Genomic DNA, 23475 nt, shown 5'->3' on the forward strand with positions numbered 1-23475 from the left:
TCGCAGCTGCGCGGGACTGCGTCCCGATCTCGCCCAAGTGGGCCCACCACTTGGGCTCGTCGCGCCTTGCACTCGACGCAAAGTCCTCGGTGATCATCCGCGCCCCCTCATGAAATATCCGGGCTACCCCGCATATTTCATGCGGGGCCAGGCAATGCCCGGATTCTAGCCTGCCGCCTGTCGGGCGCTCAGGCTCGGGGCGCTGGGCCAGCGCTTGAGAATGGCGGCCTTGATGCCGGCCGGGTCGAGTCCGGCTTCGGCCAGCGCCTGTTCGCGGCTGGCGTGCTCCTGAAAGTAGTCGGGCAGGCCCAGCTGCAGGATTGGCACCGACAGACCTTCGCGGGCGAGGAATTCCAGCACCGCACTGCCAGCGCCGCCCATGATGGCGTTGTCCTCCAGGGTAATCAGGCCCTCATGACTGAGTGCAAGTTCGCGCAGCAGGGCTTCGTCCAGTGGTTTGATGAAGCGCATGTTGATCAGGCTGGCATCGAGCTCGTCGGCTACCTGTGCCGCGGCCGGCACCATCGCGCCGAACGCCAGCAGGGCCAGACGTTGCCCGCGGCGCCGCACTTCGGCCTTGCCGATCGGCAGGGTGTCGAGCTGTGCGCTCACCGCCACGCCCGGTCCGCTGCCGCGCGGATAGCGCACCGCCGCTGGCCCTTGGTGCTGGAACCCGGTGCTAAGCATGCTGCGGCACTCGGCTTCGTCGGCCGGCGCCATGATCAGCATGTTGGGGATGCAGCGCAGGAAGCTGAGGTCGAAGCTGCCGGCATGGGTGGCGCCATCAGGCCCGACCAGTCCGCCGCGGTCGATCGCAAACAGCACGTCAAGATTCTGCAGGGCGACGTCGTGGATCAGCTGATCGTAGGCGCGCTGCAGAAAGCTGGAGTAAATCGCCACCACCGGCTTGCTGCCCTCGCAGGCCATGCCGGCGGCCAGTGTGACGGCATGCTGTTCGGCAATCGCCACGTCGAAGTAGCGTTCGGGGAACTCCTTGGAGAAGCGCACCAGGCCCGAGCCCTCACGCATCGCCGGGGTGATGCCCAGCAGACGCTGGTCGGCCGTCGCCATATCACACAGCCAGTCGCTGAAGATCTGGGTATAGGTGGGTTTGGCCGGTGCCGATTTCTTGACCAGGCCGACCGAAGGATCAAACGGTGAAACCGCGTGATATTCGATCTGATCGCCTTCGGCCAGCTCGTAGCCCTTGCCTTTGGTGGTGAGCACATGCAGCAGCTGCGGGCCCTGCAGATTGCTCAGGGTGCGCAAGGCATTGATCAGTGCCGGCAGGTCATGACCATCGATCGGGCCGGTGTAGTGGAAGCCCATCTCTTCGAACAGGGTGGAGGGCACGAACATGCCTTTCCAGTGCTCTTCCCAGCGACGCATGAAGCGTGCGGCCGGACGGTTCTTGTCGCCAAACAGCCGCTTGCCGCTCTCGCGCACGGCATTCAAGGCACGGCTGGCGGTCATTCGACCGAACATCTTGGTCAAGCCGCCGACGTTCTCCGAGATCGACATCTGGTTGTCGTTCAGCACCACAATCAGATTCGGTTCCGGACTTAGCCCGCCGGCGTGGTTCAGCGCCTCGTAGGCCATGCCGGCGGTCATCGCGCCATCGCCGATCACCGCGATGACCCGGTTGTCGGCTTCCTTGCGGGCGATGGCCACGGCCATGCCCAGTGCCGCGGAAATCGAAGTCGAGCTGTGGCCGACGCCGAAGGTGTCGTACTCGCTCTCCTCGCGCCGCGGAAAAGGCGCTAGGCCGTCTTTCTGCTTCACCGTATGAATCTGGTCGCGACGACCGGTGAGGATCTTGTGCGGATAACACTGGTGGCCGACGTCCCAGACGATGCGGTCCCTGGGCGTATCAAACAACCAATGCAGAGCCACGCTGAGCTCGATCACGCCGAGGCCGGCGCCGAAATGGCCGCCCGACTTGCCGACCGATTCGATCAGATAGCGGCGCAACTCGTCAGCAGCGGCGGTCAATTGGTCTTCGGGCAGGCGTCGCAGCTCAGCGGGGCTGTCGATGCGCGCCAGCAGAGGATAGCGCTGGGCGTCGATCATGGATCTGAAATCAAAGGCGAGCCGGTAATTTTCCGGCACTGCGCCGTTTGGAGCAAGAAAACGCCGGATTCCGTTCTGCTGCGGCTCAGCGCTTGCCGCGCAACCGGCTCAGTAGACCGCCCTTGGATTGCTCAGCGGCGGCCAGCACAGCGGCGGGTTGGTCTGTTTCGACCAGGCCAATCGCGTGGCAGGCATTGATGAAGTCACAGACGTCGGTCCTGTCCAGCCCACTGCCGGCAACCAGCTCCTCGACCGTGCTGAGTTGCTTCAGCATCGCCGTGGCGAGACGGATGTGCTTGGGAAATTCGCGCTCGGTGGTGGGGTACTTGGACAGCTTGAAGCGCGAGGCGGCCTGCAAGTCATAGTGCAGTTCGCCCTGGCCGCAGCCAAGACCAGCAATCCAAAGCAGACGCGCCAAGGGCTGGCTGCCGATGTCGTTGGCCTGGCGCTGGAATTCGCCGGAGGTGATGGCATCCCAATGATCGGCATCGATTACTTTGCGCTGCGCCAGGGGCAAATAGGGCTTGAGCGGGGTGCCGCCCACATACAGTTTTGCAATCGGATCGATCAGCAGGGCTGGCTCGGCGCCGCGCAGTCGCACCGGGCCCGGCAGCAGCTGGTTGCGCAGGTAGTCGACCAGCTGCAGGTCACGTTCGGGCAGCGGTTCCGGTTCGGGTGCCGCTGCCTGGGCGGGCGCAGGTGCAGGCGCAGGCTTGGGCGGCTCGCTCTTGGCCGCTTTGGCGGGCTTGGCAGGCGCTGCGGCCGGAGTCGCCGGGGCAATTGGTTCGGCGGCTGCTGTAGGTGCAGCTACTCGTTCAGTCAGCATGCCCAGCACGTGGGCCAGACCGTCCTCGGTGGCTGGCCTTGGAAGCATGAAGTCGGCATCGGCGCGAACCGCGGACGTGAGTGCGACGATTGGCCGCGGGCCGCCGCGGGCGCGCAGCCAGGTCATTTGTCCGTACATGGAGTCAACGTCGATCAGCAGAGCGTCGGCATCGGCTTCCGAAACGAGGGCCCAGGGAATGCCGCAGCGCTTCACAGCACCGGCAAAAAAGTCCCGAACCGCTTGCTCTTCACCGCTATCCAGCCCGCAAAGAGCCAAGGTGCGCGCACGCCCCATCTGCCACCTCTCCCACCACGCCGGCCTGGCGCCGGACGCGCAGTGTTGATGATGCTCGGTCTGGCGTCAATTGCGCAATTGGCCAGCATCATCCGCCGGGACAGGCTCGTTAGCAGCCACCTGAGGCGTAACGCGGCAGGCATGTGAAGGGGGGTTGACGCAAATGTGAAGGAAAAGAGAATTCGCGCCTTCGTTTCCTAGAGCGTTCATAGCATGTTGACTCGGACAGTCAGGCTCACCTTTTTTTGCGCCATCATTTTTTGCGTCAGTGAAAGTGCTTGGGCCGATTGTTCTGACAAGAACCTCGGAATCTACGAATGGAACTGGCGAATTCGGCAGTGGGTATTGACTCAGGAGCATTGGAGCGGTTGGGCCCAAACGGAGCCCATGAGAGCGGGTGATATCTACATCCCGGCGTCGTTTTTTGGCGGAGGCGGCGGCACTGGTCCAGGCCATGAACCGCTCCGAATCAGTCCCCGCGAAGCAGGTTCAGACCAACGGAAGCCTGCTCCGGCCGAGGAAAATAGCATAGCTTCAAACACACACTGTATGCCTCAAGTCACCGTGACAGCTGGTGTGGGTCAGGCCGGCGATGTCTTCGTGGTGTTTCGTCGCGTTCTTGGCGGGGGCGGAGGAGGTGGCGCTGGTCGAGGAGGCACCAAAGTGCCGTCTGCCCAAGAGGGGTACCATTGTTCAATAGACTTCGAAGCCCGGCTTGCCAACGCTGCCCAATCCATAAGGGCTCGCAGTCCATTTGCGCGGATTGGCTCGATATGGGTGATTAGCTACAACAATGGTCAACAGGAGAGCTTTGTGGTGACGAGTACATTCGGAACCCTCGGGGTCAAGCCAATCTCAGAGTGCAAATAGCGCAGCCTGATATGTCGAAACGTCTCGTCCAGCTCTCGTGTGTAGCCGTGGTTGCAACATCGGCCGCCTTTTACCTGTCACGGAGCCAAGAGCTCGAGGTTGAGCTGGCGGTACTGAACGCGGATCAAGGCCGCTCGTTGATTGTCGAGAAAGCAAGCCGGATGGCAGATCAATCAGCCTCCGCCTCGGCTGCCCTTTCGAGCGGCGGCACTCGGTGGGTTGCGGATTCTATGGCGGCAATTCAATCGGCCAAGCCCGACTCTCCCTCCGGCATGCTGGATCAACGAGAGCTGCTTCGACACGGTACGGACATCTGCAATTTCTTCGCAGTCAGTGCCGGAACTGGTTCCACGTCAATGGTGGATTTCGTAATGCGGACGTCGGACTCTCAGGTGCTGTCGGATGAGCATCTCCGATCTGCAGCGTTGGTCGATCGGTTTCGCCAGCGCTTTTGCTCCAGCGGCCTCGATGTGGAGGAGGTGACCGCATCGAGCCTAGAGTCACTGCGCGCCGACCTCTTGGAGGCGGATTTGGCGATCATCCTAGACGCCATGGACCTTTCTGAGGGCGCCGACGAGTCTACGGTTCTTGCAGTACGGGACGGCCTCACCGAAGTTCTGTCTACAACTGACAGCCCTACCGCATTCTTTCTTGCCGCAGAATCATTCGTGGGCGAGTCCCCGCTAGCGAGATCGTTTCCGCCTGAAGGCTTTAGGCCGATTTTCCGCGATCCTGTCCATCCGTCGACATACCGCCAAGTTGGGAACATGCTTGCCTACTGTCGGCTGACACCCGTCACCTGTGAGCCGGGTTCGCTTGCCGTGATCCTGTCGTGTTTTCCTTCCAATTGCAGAGAGGGTGAGTCGGTCTTTGGTTATTACTCGCGAACCGTCTCTCCGCAAGTGCTGAATGATGCACAGCGCTATGCAGAGTATTTACTGTCCCTACGCCGCAGCTAGGCCAGCCGCGGTGAGCGCTTGGGCAGGTGGCTGCGCAGAAATTCCATCTGATCGGCCAGGATATTGCGGTTGGAGAGGATCAGGTGCTCGACCCAGCTCGGCCGATAGGGCACCGCCAGCAGGGGCATGCCGGCCTCGGCCGGGGTGCGATTGCGCTTGCGCACATTGCAGTGGATGCAGGCGGTGACCACATTCACCCAACGGTCCTTGCCGCCGCGCGAAATGGGCACCACGTGATCGCGGGTCAGTTGCTGCTTGCCGTATTGCTGGCCGCAGTACAGGCAAAGATGCTGATCGCGGGCAAACAGGGCGGCATTGGTCAGCGCCGGGGTCGGGTCCAGCGCTGTCGGGCGGGCGCGCCCGCGTGAGGCCACGATGGGATGCAGCTCAATCAGGCTCTGCTTGCCGGTGCTGCGTTGCCAGCCACCGTGAATGGTCATGCAGGGCGAGCCGATCGTCCACGCCACCGCATCGCGCACGTAGAGGCAGGTGGCGTCTTGCCACGACATCCAATCGAGAATGCGTCCATTCGCGTCCAGCGACAGCACTCGGGCTTTTTGCCGTTCAGCGCTCGCCGTGTGCACCAACTCCAAGGGCATACGATCCTCCTGGTTCAGGGCAGGCAGGCTCGACGCACCCAGGGGCACGCCGTCCTCCGCATAGGCCAAGCATAACGAATTTGATGAAACCGTAATGACAAGCACGCCCAACGGCGTGCTGGCGCTGAAATTCGGTGGTAGCGGGGGTGGGGTGGCGGAGTCGGGCATCGACTCCGCCGCCGCTCACAGCGGCTTCACCATGCGTAACATTTCGACCCCGAAGCCGGCTTTCTCGTAGGTCGCGATGGCGCGCTCGTTGCCCGGAAAAGCAGCCAGCTGCAGTCGCTCGCAGCGGTGTTCGCGGGCGAAGCTTTCGGCGTACTTGATCAAGGCCTGGCCGATACCCTTGCCATCCATTTCCGGCACCACGGCCAAGTCCGAGATGTGGCAATTCTGGTGGCCAGTGAAGAAATCCGTCACCAGTTGCAGGTGAACGAAGCCCACCCGCTCGCCGCTGCTGTCGTCTTCGGCGATGAACATGAAGGAGCCAGGCGGCTGGTCTTCCAGGTGCCGGATCAGGTCCTTCTTGATGCCCTCCAACACCACGTTGCGTCGCCGCCACTTGGGCAGCTCGAAGTCGACGAAACGGGGCGCCAGCCCCAAGACAAACTCGTCATCGTCCGCGCCAGCAGCGCGGACCAACAACTCAAGCTCCCCTGCCTGGATGTGCATGCGACCAAACTTTTTGGGTTGGGTGGACGCCCCATTATGCCGGTTGCGCCCGCCGAGGGAAGAGGGCGGGCGCAAACGCAAGCTAAATCAGGCGACGAAAGCGGCTTCGTCCAGCTCCATCAGGCTGGCCGCGCCGGTCTTGATGGCGGCGGCGTGGCTGAAGGTGCGCGGCAGAATCTTCTGGAAGTAGAAGCGCGCCAGGGCCCGCTTGCGTGCCGCCAGTTCAGCATTGCCGCTGCGATCGGCTGCCTCCACCGCACGCGCCCACCAGTAGGCCAGTGCGACGTAGCCGGAGAAGAACAGGTAGTCCACCGCGGCGGCGCCCAGATTGTCCGGGTTCTCCATGGTGGCCTTGCCGATTTCCATGGTCAGCTGTTGCCATTCCTGCGCCATCTGCGCCAGCGGGGCGACAAACTCGGCCAGCTGGACATTCTTGGTGTGGCCGGAACAGAACTCCACCACCAGGCCAAGGAAGCGCTTCAGGCCGGCGCCCTGCAGCTGAATGGTCTTGCGACCCAGCAGATCGAGTGCCTGAATGCCGGTGGTGCCTTCGTACATTGTGGTGATGCGGGCGTCGCGAGCCAGCTGTTCCATGCCCCATTCGGCGATATAGCCATGGCCGCCAAACACTTGCTGCGCGTGATAGGTGCACTCCACGCTCCACTCGGTGAGACAGGCCTTGACGATCGGAGTCAGGAAACCGAGCAGTTCATCCGCCGCCTGACGCGCTTCGGCCGATTCACTGCGTTCGAGAATGTCGACTTGCAATGATGCCTGCAGGGCCAGATAGCGACTGCCCTCGGCCAGGGTGCGGCAGGTCAACAGCATGCGCCGGATATCCGGGTGCACGATCAGCGGATCGGCCGGTTTGTCCGGCCGCTTCGGGCCACTCAGCGAGCGCGATTGCAGGCGATCCAGCGCGTAGGCGGAGGCGTTCTGGTAGGCGCGTTCGATCAGGCCCAGGCCCTGCAGGCCGACGGCGAGGCGGGCCGTGTTCATCATGGTGAACATCGCATTCAAGCCCTTGTTCGCAGTGCCGATCAGATAGCCCTCGGCGCCATCGAAGTTCATCACACAGGTGGCCGAGGCATGGATGCCCATCTTGTGCTCGATCGAGCCGCAGACCGCTGGGTTGCGTTCGCCCATGCTGCCGTCGCGAGCCACCTTGAACTTCGGCACGATGAACAGCGAGATGCCCTTGGTGCCGGCGGGGGCGTCGGGCAGGCGCGCCAGCACCAGATGGACGATGTTCTCGGTGAGGTCGTGATCGCCGCCGGTGATGAAGATCTTGGTACCTGAAATGGCGTACTTGCCGTCGGCAACCGGCTCGGCCTTGGTCTTCAGCAGACCAAGATCCGAGCCACAGTGTGGCTCGGTCAGGCACATGGTGCCGGTCCAGCGGCCTTCCACGATGGGGGCCAGGAACGCCGCGCGCTGCCACTCCTCGCCGTGCTGCTTCAGCGCTTCGGTGGCGCCGTGTGAAAGCAACGGGTAGTTGCCCCAGGGCAGGTTGGCCGAGTCGATCATTTCCTTGACCAGGGCCCCCACCGTTTCCGGCAGGTGCTGGCCGCCGTAGGCCTCGGGTGCGGTCAGTCCGGTCCAGCCGCCTTCGACGAACTGCTGATAGGCCTCCTTGAAGCCGGTCGGCGTGCTCACCGAGCCGCTGGCGACATCCAGGCGGCAGCCTTCGCTGTCGCCGCTCTGATAAATCGGCGCCAGCACCGATTGGGTGAACTTGGCGCTCTCTTCCAGCACTGCTTCAATGATGTCGCGGCTGGCGCTGTCGGCGCCCAGCTCGGCGAACACCTTGTCCGCCTGCACCACATCGAACAGGGCGAAGCTCATTTCCTTGACTGGGGCTTGATACTTGTTCATCGCATTCTCCAAAGAAACTCAGCGCAGCACGCCGGGCAGGCCGGGCACCGGCGCCAGCGCACTGCTGTATTCGAAGTCGAACTCACGCTTGGGCTCACTGAATCGCACAGATCCATTGAGCGAATACTTCAAACTGCGCCGCGACTCCATCGTCGAGTCGAGCACGGCGCGCCATTCAGCGCTAGGCCTGAACCGCCATTCCAGTAGTTCCACCGAGCGCGCCGAAACACTGACTTCGCTGCTGAGCAGAATTGGCATGGCGGGGCCATCGGCCAGGCTGATCTGGCCCTCCAGTCGATTGAGCGTCATTGGCAAATCGCTGAAGCTGTTGAGCCGGATCACCGCCAGCCACTGATCGCCCTCAACGCGCAGTTCCTGCAAGCTGACTTCGGGTGGAAACACGCGTTTCGGCGGCCCGCCAGCGCAGGCAGCGAGTGAAAGAATCATCAACAGGGCGGCAAACAATCGAAGGTGCATGGCGATCCAGGGCTCGACGTATACTGCGCTGAAGCATAACAAGGCATTCGTCGATTGGCGGCGAGTGCTCCAGGTCTGTTAATTCAGAGAGTGTTCGGCCAGCGAATGAACAGGGCAACCGGCGTCGTCACCCCGTTTTCCACCTTGGAGCAGGCAGCTGAGGCGGTGGTGCAGCTCATCGCGCCGAGCGCCGATCTCGGCCTGTGGGTGGTGGCCAAGGTTGAGGGCGACAACTGGATTCCGCTGGCCGTGCTTGACTCGGCCTACGGTTTTGCCAAAGGCGCAGTGTTTCGCTGGCATGCCACGCCGGGCCTGCACATGGCGGCGGGCGAGGCGCCGCTGGTGGCCGGCAATGTGGCCGAGGTCGAGGTTTATCAGAACGCCGATCTGCAGCAGCATTTTGAATTCAAGTGCTACGTTGGCCATCCGATCCATGACGGCCGCGGCGAGTTGTTCGGCACGATCTGCGGCTTTGACCCGCAGCCGCAGTCGATTCCGGTCGAGGCGATGATCGCCCGACTTCATTCGGCTGCACAGGTCATCACCACCCATCTGGCCCACGAAGAGTTGATTGAAGACACTCGCCGCCGTGCCGAGCGGGCCGAGCTCGAATCGCGCACCGACCCGATGACCGGCGTGCTGAACCGGCGCGGCTGGGAACTGGCGATGGAGCAGGAGCAGGGGCGTATTGCCCGCACCGGCAGCGCCGCCGCGGTGGTGCTGGTCGATCTCGACGGCCTGAAGCGGCTCAACGATAGCGAGGGTCATGACGCCGGCGATGCCCTGATCCGCCGTCTGGCACGGGTACTGAGCACGCAGATTCGCTCTCGCGATGTGGTGGCGCGATTGGGCGGCGATGAGTTTGCCATGCTGCTCGGCGGCATCGACCACAGCATCGCGGCACAGGTGGTCGAGCGCATTCGCGGCGCACTCGACCGCGCCCGGGTGGCCGCTACCTTGACCTGGAGTTGGGCGGGCGTGCTGGGCTCGCTGGATGAGGCGCTGGCCGAAGCCGATGCGCTGCTGATTGAACACAAGAAGCGGCATGGCCGCTCGGCCTGAGCGAGGTAGACGGTGAATTCCGACGTCTGGCGTCAGCGTTACGAAGACCTGGAACAGGAAGGTGAAGCCAAGGCCAAGCAGTTCGAGCGGTTGGAGTCATTGCTGCGCCGGATCGTCCTGAGACTGTCGTTGGCAGCGCGTGGGCTTAGCGAGCCACTCGATCGGGTGCTTGAGCGCACCAGCGAGGCGATGCGCAAGAATCACGGTGAGCGCGAATTGGAGCCCTTGCTCAATCAGCTGACCGATGCGGTGGCAAACGCCGACACGCCAGCGGTGAGCAAGGCCAAGACCTCGGTCGAGCCGCCCAGCAGTGATGAGCTGAAGGCTGCCTTGCACGCCGTGTTGGGCCAGTTGGAACTCGACAGTTCGCTGAGCGAGCGTGTGCAGGAGCTCGGTAATCGCATCGGCTCCGCGAGCAAGGTTGGCGAAATGGCCAGCGTCTGCACCGAACTGGCCGATGTGCTGTCGGCGCAGCGTGAGCATGTTCGGATCGAGAAGGCCGACGTGCAGCGTCTGCTGATCCAGGTCGATAGTCAGCTCAACGAGTTCGTCGGATTTCTGCGCGGCGATCGCGCCGAGCGCGAAGCCGCCGCCGTCAGTCGCGACGAATTGGACCAGCAGATGCAGGGTGAGGTGCGCGAGCTGGCGCAAAGCGTGCGTTCGGCCAGTGACTTGCCGGCCCTGCAGGCCCAGGTCAGTCAGCGTCTGCGTGCCATGCAGCAGCATCTCACTCAGTTCAAGTCGCGTGAAGTCGAGCGCGCCGAAAATTTCCGCCAGCGTGCCGAACGCATGAGCTCACGGGTCGAGCAGCTGGAAAGCGAAACCCGCCAGCTGCAGGCCTCGCTGGCCCGGGAACACGCCAACGCGACCACCGATGCCCTCACCGGCGTACCGAATCGCTTCGCCTTCAATCAGCGTATCGCGCTGGAGTTCAAGCGCTGGAAGCGCTTTGGTCGACCGTTGAGCCTGGTGTTGTGGGATATCGACCGCTTCAAGGCGGTCAACGACACCCATGGCCATGCGGCCGGCGACCAGGTGATCAAGGCCTTCGCCAAGAGCTTGAGCGGCAGCGTGCGCGAGACCGATTTCCTGGCCCGCTACGGCGGCGAGGAGTTCGTCATGTTGCTGATCGACACCCCGGTCGAGATGGCGCTAAAAGTGTGCGAGAAGGTGCGCGAATCGGTCGAGCGCATGGGCATCAGCAGCGGCGCCGCCATGATTCGCATCACCGCCTCGGCCGGCCTGGCCTGCTTCGCCGCTGGCGACGAACCCGATCAGGTCATCGAGCGTGCCGATCAGGCGTTGTACAAGGCCAAGAATGGCGGGCGCAATCGCTGTGAACAGGGCTAGTACAACACCCGCGTGCGCAAGGTGCCCGGCACCGCTGCCAGCGCCTCGCGCAGTGCCGTCACCCGTGCCTCGTCGACCTTGACATCGATCACCACGTAGCCGATTTCCGGGTCGGTCTGCAGATACTGACCTTCGATATTGACGTTCTCGCGTGAAAAGATCTCATTGATCCGCGACAGCATGCCGGGCACGTTCTTGTGAATGTGCAAGAGGCGCAGGGCCGAGGGGTGTTCGGGCAGGGAGGCTTCGGGGAAATTCACTGCTGACAGCGTGCTGCCGTTGTCGCTGTAGCGAATCAGCTTGGCGGCGACTTCCAGGCCGATATTGTCCTGCGCTTCCAGCGTGCTGCCGCCGACGTGCGGGGTGAGAATGACGTTGTCCATGCCGAGCAGGGGCGATTCGAAGCGATCGTCGTTGCCCTTCGGTTCGACCGGGAACACATCGATCGCCGCGCCAGCCAGGTGTTCAGCGCTGAGGGCCGCAGCCAGGGCATCGATATCGACCACGGTGCCGCGCGCAGCATTGATCAGCACACTGCCGCGTTTCATCCTGGCTAGCTGCGCCTGGCCCATCATCATCTGAGTTTGTGGCGTTTCCGGTACATGCAGGGTGACGATGTCGGCGCGCTGCAGCAACTCGTCCAGGCTGCCGGCGCTGCTGGCATTGCCGAGCGCCAGCTTGGTTTCGATATCGTGATAGATCACCCGCATGCCCAGCGACTCGGCCAGTACCCCGACCTGGGTGCCGATATGCCCATAGCCGACGATGCCGAGGGTCTTGCCGCGCACCTCAAAGCTGCCGGCGGCCGATTTCGACCAACCACCGCGATGGCATTCGGCATTCTTCTGCGGGATACGGCGCATCAGCAAAATGGCCTCGGCCACCACCAGTTCGGCAACGCTGCGGGTGTTGGAATAGGGCGCATTGAACACCGGCACGCCGGCTGCCTTGGCGGCGCTGAGATCGACCTGATTGGTGCCGATGCAGAAGCAGCCTACCGCAATCAGTTTGCGCGCTTCGGCCAGCACCTCTTCGCTCAGTTGGGTGCGTGAGCGGATGCCGATCAGATGAGCGTCGGCAATGCGCTGTTTCAGCTCAGCCTCTGGCAGCGACTTCTGGTGGTAGTCGATGTGGGTATAGCCGGCATTGCGAAAGGCCTCCACCGCGCTCTGGCTGACGCCTTCAAGCAGCAATACACGGATGTCCTGGCGGGGAAAGGAGGTCTTCTTCATGGTGGTGACGGGCGATCGTGGGCGAAGGCAGGGCTGCTGACTATGCCAGAACTCGACCGCTCTGGTGCGCCGCAGCATATGGACGATCGGCATAAGGACTGGCAGTCTTGGCGAGATGGCCACCCACGCCCAAGGCACTCCGAAACGCCCATGAATGGCAATGCTCTCGACGCGCTGCGTCGGCGTCTCCCCGATCTTCGTCTGAAAACCGAGCCGGCTGATCTTGAGTTCTACGGTCGCGACTGGACCCGGCGCTGGACCCCGGCGCCGCTGGCGATCGCCCTGCCCGGGTCGGTAGAGGAGGTTCAGGGCATCATGCGCTGGGCCAGCGAATTCGGGGTTGCCATCGTGCCTTCTGGTGGGCGCACCGGGCTCTCAGGCGGTGCGGTCGCGGCTCACGGCGAGTTGGTGGTCAGCACCGAACGACTGAACAAAGTGCTGAGTTTCGATCGCATCGACCGCAGCCTCACCGTTGAAGCGGGCATCACGCTGGAAGCGGCGCAGAACGCCGCCCGTGAGCAGGGCCTGATCTACCCGGTCGATTTTGCCGCGCGCGGTAGTTGTGCGATCGGCGGCACCATCGCCACCAATGCCGGCGGCATCCGGGTGCTGCGCTACGGCAATACGCGTAACTGGATCGCCGGTCTGAAATTGGTCACGCCACAAGGCGAGCTGCTCGATCTCAATCGCGGCCTGATCAAGAACTCCAGTGGCTACGACCTGCGCCAGCTGGTGATTGGCGCCGAAGGCACGCTCGGCATCGTAGTGGAAGCCACCCTGCAGCTGACTGATCCGGCGCCTAGGTCAAACGTTATGTTGTTGGCGCTGCCGTCGTTTGAAGTGCTGATGGACGTGTTTGCCGTGCTGCGCAGCGCGCTATCGCTATCAGCGTTCGAGTTTTTCACCGATATCGCGCTCAAGCATGTGCTGGCGCACGGCGCCCAGGCGCCGTTTGCGGAAACTTACCCGTACTACGTGGTCAGCGAGTTTGACTGTGCCGACGACGCGCAGGAGGCCGCTGTGCTGGCCGCGTTCGAGCAGTTGGCCGAGCAGGGGCAGGTGCTGGATGGGGTTATCAGTTCCAGTGACGCGCAGGCCGCAGCGCTATGGCGCCTGCGTGAAGGGATCACCGAAAGTCTGGCTCAGTACACGCCCTACAAGAACGATGTCGCCGTGCGGATCAGCGCCATGCCGGCTTTCCTGGCCGAGGCGCAGAGCCTGCTGGGCGAGGCCTATCCGGATTTCGAAGTGGTCTGGTTTGGCCATATCGGCGATGGCAATCTGCATATCAATGTGCTGAAACCCGGGGATATGGCGCAGGCCGACTTCGTCGCCGCCTGTGAGCAGGTGACCAAATTGCTGGCTAAGGTGCTGCAAGAGCATGGCGGCAGCATTTCCGCCGAGCACGGCATCGGCTTGGTCAAGAAGCCCTATCTCGACTGCACTCGCAGTCTCGCCGAGATCGAGTTGATGCGGCAGATCCGGCGTGCGGTGGATCCGGCCGGTCTGATGAATCCGGGCAAGGTGTTTGATTAGGCTGGCGGTCCTTGGTGCGTCCAAGAAGCAGTCTATTCACCAAGATCCTTCTTAGAGTGCGTCTTGACGCGCTGCAGGCCGCCGCAAACCGCCGGCCAATCCTCCACACGTTCGACCCGACCGGCCTTTGAACCGTCTCCACAATTAAAAAGCAATGCTTGCAATGCATTGTTACCTTGCAGTACAAGGTAACTCTGTATTGCGAGGAATGGTGATGGCCGCAACCGACGACAGCGGTACCAAGTGGGAAGTGCAGCTGCGCAAGGGCTCATTGGATCTGGTGATCCTGGCTGCCCTGCGCGGGCGTTGTCTTTACGGGCTTGAGCTGCTGGGGCTGATGCAGGGCTTTGACTCATTCGCCATCAGCGAGGGAACCCTGTATCCGCTGCTCGATCGCTTGCGTCGCGATGGCGTAGTGGATGCGCACTGGAAGCAAGAGGGCGAAAGTAAGCCGCGTAAGTACTACCAACTGACGCCACTCGGAGAGCGCCGGCTCGCCGACTTCACCCAACGTTGGCGCAACGGAGTGGCCGACATCGAACACCTGCTGAGTCACCCAGGCCCTGCGCCGCTCAACCGGAGAGTGCAAGCGAGATGACCGACCGAGAACTGATCCATGACTACTTGAAATCCCTATCAAGTTACTTGTCTCGACTAGATAAGGCCGATGCCGATGAAGTCGTACGCGAGATCGAAAGCCACGTGCACGATGCACTTGAGGAGCAGATCGCAAACGGGCAGTCGGCTGACGCAAGGGCCATCCTGGCCGGCTTGGGCACCCCGCGCGAATTGGCAAGCCAATACGTTGGTCACATTCTGCAGGGCACGCCACCACCAACCGGTTTTCGAGCCATACAGCGAGTTAAGCAGCAGGCCACTCGCGGGCTGTTCTGGGCCACTGCGGTGCTGGGTGCAATCACGAGTGGGGCGCTCGTCCTACTCGCCGCCTACGAACTCTGGGAACCTGCGGCGGTCGGGCTGTGGTCGAGCGAGGACGGCCGAACGCTGGTGGTAGGTATGGTGTCACCTTCACCGGCGAACAGTCGCGAACTGCTAGGCAACCTCCTTGCGCCGATTGCACTGGCGGGCGGCATTTCGCTTGCTTGGTTAACCAAGCGATTGCTCGCCGTACTCAAGCCCAAGCGTTGAGCCAAGGTATTGCTCGACGTTGTGCGAAGTTCATACATCTTATCCATCCGGTTCGCTGAGCCGTGCCATCGATACGTCAGCGACTGGAATAGCTTGGGAGTAAGCCGTGTTTGATCCACGTTCAAAGCATGCGAGCAAGGTCAGCGTGAAGCCGCAACTGGGTGGGGAAACTCTTCCCTGCGCCGGACGTAGAGGGTTTCTGGGGGCGACCGTGAAGGCCGGCGCCGTGGTCACACTGGGACAGCTATTGCAGGGTTTGTCCGGTTGTTCGTCGGCGCCACCGCGGGTGCTGGCTGGGCTGCAAGCCGATCCACACGGAATCTGCGACTTGCCACCAGGCTTCGATTACCGAGTCATCTCCAAGCACGGCGACCTGATGTCCGATGCCCAGGTCGTACCCGACTACCACGATGGCATGGGTTGTTTTACCGGGCCCAGCGGAAACCTGGTGTTAGTAAGGAATCACGAGATATCCACCTACTTTCCGTTCGATCCACCCTCACCAATTCCGGATCTTGCCTACGATCCGGCGGCCAGTGGCGGCACGACCACGATCTGGCTCAATGATCGGCTGGAGATCGAACAGCACTACCTCAGCCTGACCGGTACGATTCGCAATTGCAGCGGCGGCAAAACGCCCTGGGGTACCTGGATCAGCAGCGAGGAAGCAGGGCAGGAAGGTTGGATGATGGGCAAGCGCCATGGCTACAACTTTGAGGTGAACCCATTCCAGCCGCTGCAGCGGGCCGAGCCATTGAAGGCCATGGGGCGCTTCAGTCACGAGGCCATCGCATTCGATCGAAACGGCGCTGTCTATCAGACCGAGGACGATTCCAACGGCTGCTTCTATCGTTTCCTGCCGACTGCGCGAAAACAGCTTGCTAAGGGTGGGCGATTGCAGGCATTGAAACTGATCGGTTCGACCTCGCGGCATACGACTCAGGACGCACTGCAGCCAGGTCAGCGCTACGCCTGCGAATGGGTTGACGTGGATGAGCCCGATCCGGAACAGAACACCGTGCGGCTGCAGGCTCAAGCTAAGGGGGCGGCGATCTTCGTGCGCGGTGAAGGCGTCGTGGCCCACGCCGATGGCGTCTATTTTGTTTGCAGTGCGGGTGGCGCCGAGGGACTCGGTCAGATCTTCAAGTACAGCGAGGAGCCGAACGTAGCACATGGCTGGCTCGAACTGATGTACACCGCACGTGCCGGTGGTTTGCTGATGAAGCCGGACCATATCACCATCGCACCTTGGGGAGACCTGGTGCTTTGTGAGGACACAGGCCAGCACACCAACTGCCTGGTTGGGTTGACCGCCGCTGGCAAGGCCTATCACATCGCCGCCAATTCGCAGGCCGAATGGTGCGGGGCGACCTTCTCGCCCGATGGTCGAACTTTGTTCGCGAACATTCACAAGAAGCCGGGAATGACGCTGGCCATTCGTGGCCCTTGGGCGAAGCTGCGTGTTTAGTTGGGTGAAGCTGTGAGAGGTGGGCGTGGCCTGAGATTCCCGCATTGCCTGAGCCGCCGGGCTTCGCATTGTTCACGTACTACATGTACGATCCTGCTCTTGAAGTCTTGGGGTTTGGAACGCCGGCTTTCGCGTCGGGCACTAGCTAGTAAGCCCGACTGCGACTAAATGGATGCAGATACCCGGCCCTCACCCCAACCCCTACCCAGGAACCTCGCTACGCGAGCTCCCTGGGCAGGCAAAGATCGGCTCCCAAACCCCTCCCCAGCCCTCCCCGAACATCGGGGAGGGAGTTCCGGGGCGCAAACCCGTGCGGCGAATATCGACGCACATCCGTCTCTCCCACGGGGAGAGGGGCTTTTTTATGGCCTCGAACTACGGGATGCTGAGATAGAAGTCGTAGTTCCCGCTGCCGGAGTACGACACCACTCGCCACATGTAGTAGCCGGAGCTGCCGTTGTAGGTGACATCCTCACTGCTGTTCGAGCTGATGCCCTGGGCGACTTTGGTCCAGCCCCACCAGCTCCAGCGATGTAGCTCGAGGTCGAAGTCGGCGTTGCTCGGGCCACGCAGCCAGCCGCGCTGGGTGCCGCCGCTCGAGTAGTAATAGTTGCCGTCCGGTTGATAGTCGTAGTCGCCAGAGTAGCTCAGCGAACCGCTGTATTTGGCGCAAGCGGTGCAGGGCTCATCGCCCGGCGGATCCGGATCGGGATCCGGGTCAGGCGGGTTGGTGCCGCCATCGGCACCGGTCTGCAGCAGCCGATTCGGTGAGCCCGAGCCGGGATTGCCGACCGCATTGCTGACCGCCGCATTGATCAACGCGTTGGTCACCTGCGATGGCGAAGCGCTGGGATTGCCTGCTAAGTACAATGCGGCTGCACCGGCAACATGCGGCGAGGCCATCGAGGTGCCGCTCAGCGTGGCAGTGGCCGAATTGCTGCCGTTCGAAGTCGACAGAATGCTGGAGCCGGGGGCGAAGATGTCCAGGCAGGAGCCGTAGTTGGAGAATGACGAGCGGCTGTCGGAACTGGTGGTTGAGCCGACAGTGATCGCGCTCGGTGCGCGGGCCGGTGAGTAGTTGCAGGCGCTGCTGCTGTCATTGCCGGCTGCCACCACGACGGTGACGCCGGCCGAGCTCAAGTTGGCCACCGCGCTGTCGACTGCCGAGGAGGCGCCGCCGCCGAGGCTCATGTTGGCCACCGCCGGAGCGCTGTGGTTGGTGCGCACCCAGTCGATGCCGGCGATCACGCCGGAATTGGTGCCCGAGCCGTCGCAGCCCAACACCCGTACCGGATAAAGGCGCACGCCCTTGGCCACACCATAGGTGGCACTGCCGACGGTGCCGGCGACATGGGTGCCATGGCCCTGGCAGTCATGGGTGCCGTTGCCGTCATTGATTGCGCTGTATCCGCCACTGACCCGGCCGCCAAAGTCGTTGTGACTGGCGCGAATGCCAGTATCGATGATGTAGGCGTGCACATTGCTGGCCGTGGTGTCGTAGACGTAGGTGCCATTCAAGGGCAGCGAGGCCTGGTCGATGCGATCGAGGCCCCAGGTTGCGTTGTTCTGCGTGGTGTTGATGCGAACCACACCGTCTTCTTCAACGTAGTCGACGCGCGGGTCTTCCAGCAAACGGACGATGTCATCATCGCTGAGATTGTTGGCAACAAAGCCGCGCAGGGCTTCGTTGAAGCTTTGCAGGACGCGCATCCGACGCCCCGGACTTTGCGCGGCGATCTGCTGAGCGACCTGCGCCACCTCCGGTATGTGCCGGCGGTTGGCGATTGATGCCTCGCTGGCCAGTCGCGCGGAATCTTCCTTCAGCACCACGATGTAGCGACCCGGCACAGGTTGTTGCGCCAGCCGAAGATCGGCGGCTGACGCTGACTGAACCGCCAGACCCAACGCGGCACACATCGCCGACGCCAGTAGCGTACGTTGCATATTCATTCCCCAATTCCCCTTTGAAACAATATGTGAAGGCTCGCTTCCCTCCCGGTGCCAGACACCGGCCACCCGCGGCGAACCTGCGCGGGATCGAGCCAGGGATAGGGGTTGTGCGCTTCTCGCGCATCGATGAAGCGCTCAGAAAAATCTCAAAAATTTCTCAATGGCTGCAATTCGGCGGCAATCGAGCGCAAACCGGGCCGCCTCCGCACCGATCTGAACCACCAGGACGGCGGACGGCAGCGTCGGGTGCGATCTCGATCTGCGCTGATCATTGGGCATTTATCCCGTTGCTGCGGTCTCTGGCCGCTTTTCTCGCTCGAACGGCGCGATAAGATTTGTTGCGCTGCAAAATGCGCTGCTGGTCGTGCCGCGTTACAACCAGGGTCGCGGGCAGCGGGGGACGTCTGCCCCATCCTTCGCCGCCGTTCAGAGTGAGGACTGCCGTGGCCGACCTTCGCCATCCGCCTTGGCCGGATGATTGTCCGCGTCTGCAACTCGATGATCTCCGGATCGACTTGCGCTTTCGCCAGCTGATCGATGCCGATGGCACCCGCGAGCTATCGCAACGTCATTTCGACCTGCTCTGCCTGCTGTTAACGGCTCCTGGCTCACTGCACAGCCGTCAGCACTTGCTCGACTCGGTGTGGACCGGCGTAGTGGTGGAGGATGCCAATCTGTCGCAGGCGATCTGGACCTTGCGTCGCGCGCTGGGACCGACGCGGCGACACTGGATTCGCACCGTCGCCAAACGCGGCTACGTGTTCGAGTCGGGCTGCGAGATCAGGCCGCTGTCGGCCGAGGTAATGTACGGAGCGCAGATTTCGATTCCTTCGGCGGACACAAGCCACCGGCCTGCACGCCAACCTCGATGCGTGACCGGGACTGCGCCGGACAGTAGCAGACCGCAACCGCCAGACCGGCGGCGTGGTGTGCGGCGTTTCGCGATGATCGCTGCCCTGCTGGTGCTGGTGGTCGTCGCGGGAGGCGGGTTGCGGCTGGGGCCGCAGCTCTCGCAGCCTGCGCCGGTCATTGCGCTGATCGAGATTGAGCGCGCCGGACACGCCGAGGCTGTGCCGTGGCCTGCGACCTTGCTGCGGGCGCTGGTGGAATGGCCGTTGTCCTTGTCGCCGCGTCTGGAAGTGCTGACCCCGGAGCAAGTCACGCGCAATCTCGATCACGACACGCCGCTGCAATTGCTGCTGGTGTCGGCGCGGGAATCATCCGATCGCGCCGGTCATTGGCAGGTTCAGGCGACCTTGCAAGGCGAGAGCGGCACGCGGCAGGCCGGCGTGGAGGTCAGTGAAGCAGACCTGCCGGCGGCACTTTCTGCGCTCGCCGGGCAAGTCGTCAACGACTGGTGGGGGCTGGGAACCCGCGATGATCTTCAAGGCGCTCACTTGAGCCCAGGCCAAGCTAAGCGTTATGTGGAATTCGTGCGCGCCAAGCAGAAGTTCGCCTGGTCGGATGCCGCCGAGATCGGCAAGGCGCTGGCTGCCGATGTTCCGGACTGGGGCATGCTGCGACTGCAGCTGTCCTCGGTGTTGGGGCAGCTGGGTGAGGTGCAGGCAGCACGCCATCACCTGCAGATCGGTCGCGCCCGCCTTGGTCCGCTACCCGGCGATCTCGAATGGCGGGTTCGTGCTCTGGCCGCCGAATTGGACGGTGACGACCTGCTGGCACTGCAGCAGTATCGTGCGCTGGAGCAGCGTTATCCGGAGCGTGCTCAGTTCGCGCTTGAATCGGCGCGCATGCTGTTGCAGCGGGGCCAGGTGACCGAAGCACTCGAACGCATGAAGCGGGCGGATCTCGATGATCAGCCGCTGTGGATTCAGGTGCGCGCGGCCTTGATGCGCTCGCAGGCCATGTTGCAATTGGGCGATGCGGCTCGAAGCCGGGAAGCGGCCAGTTGGGCCTTGCAGCGCTCACAGTCGGCGGGCTGGCCGCTGGAACAAGGCCAGGCCGAGCTGAATCTTGCGGCCGCCGAGATGATCGATCAGCGCGGCATCACCCGCGATGAGCGCTATCAACGCGCCGCCGAGCTGTTCGAGCAGGGCGGCGATCCCTTGCGTGCCCTCTTGGCACGTCTGGAAGGCGCCAATCTGGCGGGACCAGAACAAGCCGACAAGGCCCTTAACGCGCTATTGGCGCGGGCTCGTCAGGTTGGACACCGGCAGGTCGAGATCCATGCCCTGCTGATGGCAGCGTTCCGCCATTACCGCGACGGTGACTTGTTCAGCTTCCGACGGCGACACGACGAGGCCCGCGCCGTGGCCGAGGCGGTGGGCAACCAGCGCTTGCTGCTGCGGATGGAACTGGATGTTGTTGGATTGGATTTGGATGCGGGGGACTTCAGCGCCGCCGAACAGCGGCTCTTGCGCGTGCGCGAACTTGGGCCGCAAGGTGAGTCGGCGTTCTGGCTGGAGCATTTCTCCGCTGCCCTGGAATGGCGCCGTGGTCGCTTTCAAGCAGCCAGACAGCGTGCCGATGCGGCTCTGCAGGTGCTTCAGGCCGACGGAGCACATGCCGCCACGGTGCAGGCGCTGGGCTTCTGTGCTCGCGGTAGCTTGGCCATCACCGCCGGCGAGCTGAGTCGGGCGGACAGTGAGTTCCAGCGCTGTGCACGCTCAGAAGCACCGGTATACCGACTCATCGCCGAGCTCGGACAAGCGCGCGTCGCTTTGTTTGCCGGCGATCGAGCGCGCGCCTTGCAAGGCCTGCACAGAGTACAGTCCAGGTTGGCCGAGGTGCCGGCTGTGCTTGATCGGCGCGGAATCAAGTTGGACCTGTTGGATCTATGGACCCGGGCTGGCGCCCTTGAACAGGCTGTTCCGCTGGCTGAGCAGTTATCGGTCGAGCTGGCGGCCGTGGGCGGGCCAGGTGAGCAGGCTGGGCTTGCACTGATCAAGGCGCGTATTGCCTTGATACAAGGCGACCGCCCGGCACTGACCTCGGCATTGCAGGCAGCAACGCAGCGAGGTGCTGAGGATGACTGGCAGCTGCAGTCTGGTCTCAGGCTCTTGGCCGCGTATCGGGATCACGCACATGGCCACAGTGCGCTGGCAGTGCAGGCCTTGCAGCAACTCGCCGCCGATTCACGACGCCGGGAAGATGTGGTGATGCAGGTCGAGGCTGAAGTGGCTCGCCTGCTGATTGATCCGCTGAATCGCAGCGAGCACAGCACGCTGTTGGCTGAGAGCGGCTTGCGTGGCATTCAGCCGATCGCCGTACCTGAAGATCGGTTGGCCGCGAGCGGCGCCAAGCTCTGACCGTAAGCGGCGACGCCGCCCAGCCTACGGCCGGCCGATGCACCCTTCGGCGATCTCAGGTGTCACACATCCCGCTTGAATCCACGGACGCCCGGGTGCGCGTCTTGGCGCACCCGGCGCGTCGGATTACAGGTTAGCTAGCCTGGATATTTCGGCGCGACCTCATGAAATATCCGGGCTAGGCCGCCTGTGACTGCGGCTTGCGCGGGCCATTGAGGATGGCGTCGCGTACCGCTTCGACGATCAGCTCGACTTCGCCCTCGGTAATGGTGAAGGTCGGTGTGAAGCGCAGCGAGTTCACCCCGCCGTGGATCACGCCGAGACCCTTCTCGCGCAGGTATTCCTCAGTCGAACCGGCACCGTAGCACTTGAAGTGCGCTGCCAGCTCGCAGCTGAACAGCAGGCCAGTGCCCTGCACCTTGGTGATCTCGCCGCCCAGTTCCTGCTTCAGCTTGCTGAACTTCTCAACGAACAGTCTGCCCTTGGCGACGATGTTGTCGCGTACGTCAGGCGTCAGCTGAGCCAGCACGGCGCAGGCCACATCCATGGCGCGCGGATTGGCGGTCATGGTGTTGCCGTAGACGCCCTTGCGATACAGGTTGGCGGCCTTTTCGCTGACCGCCAGCACCGACAGCGGATACTGACCGGCATTCAGAGCCTTGGAGTAAGTCTCCATATCCGGCGCCGGCAGACTCTCGAAGCCCGGGTAGTCGCAGATCGACAGCACGCCATGGGCACGCAGGCCGGCCTGGATCGAGTCGACCAGCAACAAGGTGCCGTGCGCCTCGGTCAGTTCGCGGGCGGCAGCGTAGAACTCCGGGGTCACCTGCCGGCCCGGGTCGCCTTCGCCCATCACCGGTTCCAGGAACATGGCCTCGAAGAACCAGCCATTGGCCTCGGCATCGGCGAACGCCTTCTTCAGCTGCTCGACCGAGTAGGGCTCGATCACCACCAGGTGCGGGTCGTGCAGCTTGTGGCTGGCCAGGTGCTGGGCGTAGGTCTTGCGGGTGGAGTCAGAGTACATCGCCGGCAGTTCGGTGCGGCCGTGGAAGGCGCCCTTCACGGCCAGACGCTTGATCTGCCTGCCGGCATGACGGCCATCCGGATCGGTGTTGAGCTTGGCATTGATGTCGGCGATGCGGCCGGCCAGACTGACCGATTCCGAACCCGAATTCAGGCAGAGGAACTTGCTGTATGGGCAGCCGCCACGACGCTGACCGATCTCCTTGCGCAATGCGCTGGTCAAGCGCATGTGCGACAGGCTCGGGGTCATGATGTTGGCCATCACCTGCGGATTCGCCATGGCCTCCAGCACCTTGGCTGGGGTGTGGCCGAAGCCGAGCATGCCGTAGCCACCGGAGTCATGCAGTACCGCGCCTTTCAGGGTGACGATCCAGGGGCCGCGGGCAGCCAGGGCGACGTATGGGTTGACCGCATCATCCGGGTAGAAGTTGACAAAGCCGGACTGGGCCTGATGGATCTGATCCTCTTCGTCAGCACGCAGGAAGTTCTCGAATTCGCCGCCGCGCAGGCTCAGGTGGGCCTGGTAGGCGGCCTCGATTGCCTGACCCAACTCCGGATAACCCGCGGCAAAGCGTTCGATGGTGGCGTCATCCAGACCGTTGGAGCGAATGCTGCCGCCGTATTGGCGAAGTTCTTTCAGTTTCTCGATCAGGGTCATGGCGCCTCCAGCATGGAACGGCAAGGCGCGCGCCGAGTCGCCGCGACGCCTTGAAAAGGTGAAATTAAGCCGCTCATGCTATCACTGGGCCATCACGCCCACCACCCCGATGGGCGGTGCCCACAGCCCGGCCAGGCGC

General features: G+C 62.9%; 17 protein-coding genes. 8 read left to right on the forward strand and 9 right to left on the reverse strand.

Going from position 1 to position 23475, the window contains the following annotated elements:
* Positions 1-165 precede the first annotated feature (165 nt).
* Together dxs and IFO71_RS16670 are read right to left on the reverse strand one after the other, a co-directional pair.
* A complete protein-coding gene (gene dxs / locus IFO71_RS16665; protein ID WP_192030797.1) occupies positions 166-2070 on the reverse strand; it encodes a 1-deoxy-D-xylulose-5-phosphate synthase in 1905 nt (634 codons plus the stop codon).
* Between the two features lie 85 nt (positions 2071-2155).
* The gene (locus tag IFO71_RS16670) at positions 2156-3190 is read right to left on the reverse strand and encodes a hypothetical protein (RefSeq protein WP_192030798.1); all 1035 of its coding nucleotides are present in this window, start codon (positions 3188-3190) and stop codon (positions 2156-2158) included.
* An 881-nt stretch (positions 3191-4071) separates the two neighbouring features.
* On the opposite strand from IFO71_RS16670, the gene IFO71_RS16675 reads away from it, so the two are divergent.
* Positions 4072-5019 (forward strand): hypothetical protein, encoded by a 948-nt coding sequence (locus tag IFO71_RS16675; RefSeq protein WP_192030799.1) that lies wholly within the window; start codon positions 4072-4074, stop codon positions 5017-5019.
* Here the strand turns inward: IFO71_RS16675 and IFO71_RS16680 are convergent.
* The 4 genes from IFO71_RS16680 to IFO71_RS16695 all read right to left on the reverse strand — a co-directional run bounded on the left by IFO71_RS16680 (position 5016) and on the right by IFO71_RS16695 (position 8642).
* Positions 5016-5618: an HNH endonuclease gene (locus IFO71_RS16680; RefSeq protein WP_192030800.1), complete on the reverse strand. Its 603-nt coding sequence runs from the start codon at positions 5616-5618 to the stop codon at positions 5016-5018. The genes IFO71_RS16675 and IFO71_RS16680 overlap by 4 nt on opposite strands.
* A 183-nt stretch (positions 5619-5801) precedes the next feature.
* The gene (locus IFO71_RS16685; RefSeq protein ID WP_192030801.1) at positions 5802-6290 is read right to left on the reverse strand and encodes a GNAT family N-acetyltransferase; all 489 of its coding nucleotides are present in this window, start codon (positions 6288-6290) and stop codon (positions 5802-5804) included.
* 87 nt (positions 6291-6377) lie between these two features.
* Positions 6378-8165: an acyl-CoA dehydrogenase C-terminal domain-containing protein gene (locus IFO71_RS16690; protein ID WP_192030802.1), complete on the reverse strand. Its 1788-nt coding sequence runs from the start codon at positions 8163-8165 to the stop codon at positions 6378-6380.
* An 18-nt stretch (positions 8166-8183) separates the two neighbouring features.
* The gene (locus IFO71_RS16695) at positions 8184-8642 is read right to left on the reverse strand and encodes a hypothetical protein (protein ID WP_192030803.1); all 459 of its coding nucleotides are present in this window, start codon (positions 8640-8642) and stop codon (positions 8184-8186) included.
* Positions 8643-8747: 105 nt separating this feature from the next.
* Here IFO71_RS16695 and IFO71_RS16700 point away from each other — a divergent pair, with 105 nt between their 5' ends.
* Positions 8748-9704, forward strand: coding sequence for a GGDEF domain-containing protein (locus IFO71_RS16700; RefSeq protein WP_192030804.1), 957 nt, complete (start codon positions 8748-8750; stop codon positions 9702-9704).
* Positions 9705-9716: 12 nt separating this feature from the next.
* Positions 9717-11054, forward strand: coding sequence for a diguanylate cyclase (locus IFO71_RS22525; RefSeq protein WP_192030805.1), 1338 nt, complete (start codon positions 9717-9719; stop codon positions 11052-11054).
* On the opposite strand, the gene serA is transcribed toward IFO71_RS22525, so the two are convergent.
* Positions 11051-12286 carry a phosphoglycerate dehydrogenase gene (gene serA, locus IFO71_RS16710; protein WP_192030806.1) on the reverse strand — a complete coding sequence of 412 codons (1236 nt, stop codon included), beginning with the start codon at positions 12284-12286 and terminating at the stop codon, positions 11051-11053. The two genes, IFO71_RS22525 and serA, sit on opposite strands and share 4 nt — an antisense overlap.
* Before the next feature lie 150 nt (positions 12287-12436).
* Between serA and IFO71_RS16715 the strand changes: the two genes are divergently transcribed.
* From IFO71_RS16715 to IFO71_RS16730, 4 genes are all read left to right on the forward strand, one after another.
* On the forward strand, positions 12437-13822 hold the full coding sequence (locus IFO71_RS16715; protein WP_192030807.1) for an FAD-binding oxidoreductase: 1386 nt from the start codon (positions 12437-12439) through the stop codon (positions 13820-13822).
* A gap of 214 nt (positions 13823-14036) precedes the next feature.
* Positions 14037-14420, forward strand: coding sequence for a PadR family transcriptional regulator (locus IFO71_RS16720; RefSeq protein WP_225444728.1), 384 nt, complete (start codon positions 14037-14039; stop codon positions 14418-14420).
* Positions 14417-14971, forward strand: a complete 555-nt coding sequence (locus IFO71_RS16725; RefSeq protein ID WP_192030808.1) for an HAAS signaling domain-containing protein — start codon at positions 14417-14419, stop codon at positions 14969-14971. Before IFO71_RS16720 ends, IFO71_RS16725 begins: the two co-directional genes overlap by 4 nt.
* Before the next feature lie 211 nt (positions 14972-15182).
* Positions 15183-16439 carry an alkaline phosphatase PhoX gene (locus IFO71_RS16730; RefSeq protein ID WP_192030809.1) on the forward strand — a complete coding sequence of 419 codons (1257 nt, stop codon included), beginning with the start codon at positions 15183-15185 and terminating at the stop codon, positions 16437-16439.
* Between the two features lie 375 nt (positions 16440-16814).
* On the opposite strand, the gene IFO71_RS16735 is transcribed toward IFO71_RS16730, so the two are convergent.
* Positions 16815-18389 (reverse strand): S8 family peptidase, encoded by a 1575-nt coding sequence (locus IFO71_RS16735; protein ID WP_225444729.1) that lies wholly within the window; start codon positions 18387-18389, stop codon positions 16815-16817.
* Positions 18390-18832: 443 nt separating this feature from the next.
* Here IFO71_RS16735 and IFO71_RS16740 point away from each other — a divergent pair, with 443 nt between their 5' ends.
* On the forward strand, positions 18833-21655 hold the full coding sequence (locus IFO71_RS16740; protein WP_192030810.1) for a winged helix-turn-helix domain-containing protein: 2823 nt from the start codon (positions 18833-18835) through the stop codon (positions 21653-21655).
* A 178-nt stretch (positions 21656-21833) separates the two neighbouring features.
* On the opposite strand, the gene IFO71_RS16745 is transcribed toward IFO71_RS16740, so the two are convergent.
* Positions 21834-23336, reverse strand: a complete 1503-nt coding sequence (locus IFO71_RS16745; RefSeq protein WP_192030811.1) for an aminotransferase class III-fold pyridoxal phosphate-dependent enzyme — start codon at positions 23334-23336, stop codon at positions 21834-21836.
* Between the last annotated feature and the right edge of the window lie 139 nt (positions 23337-23475).

It is taken from the genome of Pseudomarimonas arenosa (assembly GCF_014841215.1).
GTDB lineage: Bacteria > Pseudomonadota > Gammaproteobacteria > Xanthomonadales > Xanthomonadaceae > Pseudomarimonas > Pseudomarimonas arenosa.

Excerpts from the sequence above, each read along its gene's own strand:
- dxs (WP_192030797.1), bottom strand. The coding sequence starts at position 2,070 with ATGATCGACGCCCAGCGCTATCCTCTGCTGGCGCGCATCGACAGCCCC.
- IFO71_RS16715 (WP_192030807.1), top strand. The coding sequence starts at position 12,437 with ATGAATGGCAATGCTCTCGACGCGCTGCGTCGGCGTCTCCCCGATCTT.
- serA (WP_192030806.1), bottom strand. The coding sequence starts at position 12,286 with ATGAAGAAGACCTCCTTTCCCCGCCAGGACATCCGTGTATTGCTGCTT.
- IFO71_RS16670 (WP_192030798.1), bottom strand. The coding sequence starts at position 3,190 with ATGGGGCGTGCGCGCACCTTGGCTCTTTGCGGGCTGGATAGCGGTGAA.
- IFO71_RS16675 (WP_192030799.1), top strand. The coding sequence starts at position 4,072 with ATGTCGAAACGTCTCGTCCAGCTCTCGTGTGTAGCCGTGGTTGCAACA.
- IFO71_RS16680 (WP_192030800.1), bottom strand. The coding sequence starts at position 5,618 with ATGCCCTTGGAGTTGGTGCACACGGCGAGCGCTGAACGGCAAAAAGCC.
- IFO71_RS16685 (WP_192030801.1), bottom strand. The coding sequence starts at position 6,290 with ATGCACATCCAGGCAGGGGAGCTTGAGTTGTTGGTCCGCGCTGCTGGC.
- IFO71_RS16745 (WP_192030811.1), bottom strand. The coding sequence starts at position 23,336 with ATGACCCTGATCGAGAAACTGAAAGAACTTCGCCAATACGGCGGCAGC.
- IFO71_RS16700 (WP_192030804.1), top strand. The coding sequence starts at position 8,748 with ATGAACAGGGCAACCGGCGTCGTCACCCCGTTTTCCACCTTGGAGCAG.
- IFO71_RS16695 (WP_192030803.1), bottom strand. The coding sequence starts at position 8,642 with ATGCACCTTCGATTGTTTGCCGCCCTGTTGATGATTCTTTCACTCGCT.
- IFO71_RS16720 (WP_225444728.1), top strand. The coding sequence starts at position 14,037 with ATGGCCGCAACCGACGACAGCGGTACCAAGTGGGAAGTGCAGCTGCGC.
- IFO71_RS16690 (WP_192030802.1), bottom strand. The coding sequence starts at position 8,165 with ATGAACAAGTATCAAGCCCCAGTCAAGGAAATGAGCTTCGCCCTGTTC.
- IFO71_RS16735 (WP_225444729.1), bottom strand. The coding sequence starts at position 18,389 with ATGAATATGCAACGTACGCTACTGGCGTCGGCGATGTGTGCCGCGTTG.
- IFO71_RS16725 (WP_192030808.1), top strand. The coding sequence starts at position 14,417 with ATGACCGACCGAGAACTGATCCATGACTACTTGAAATCCCTATCAAGT.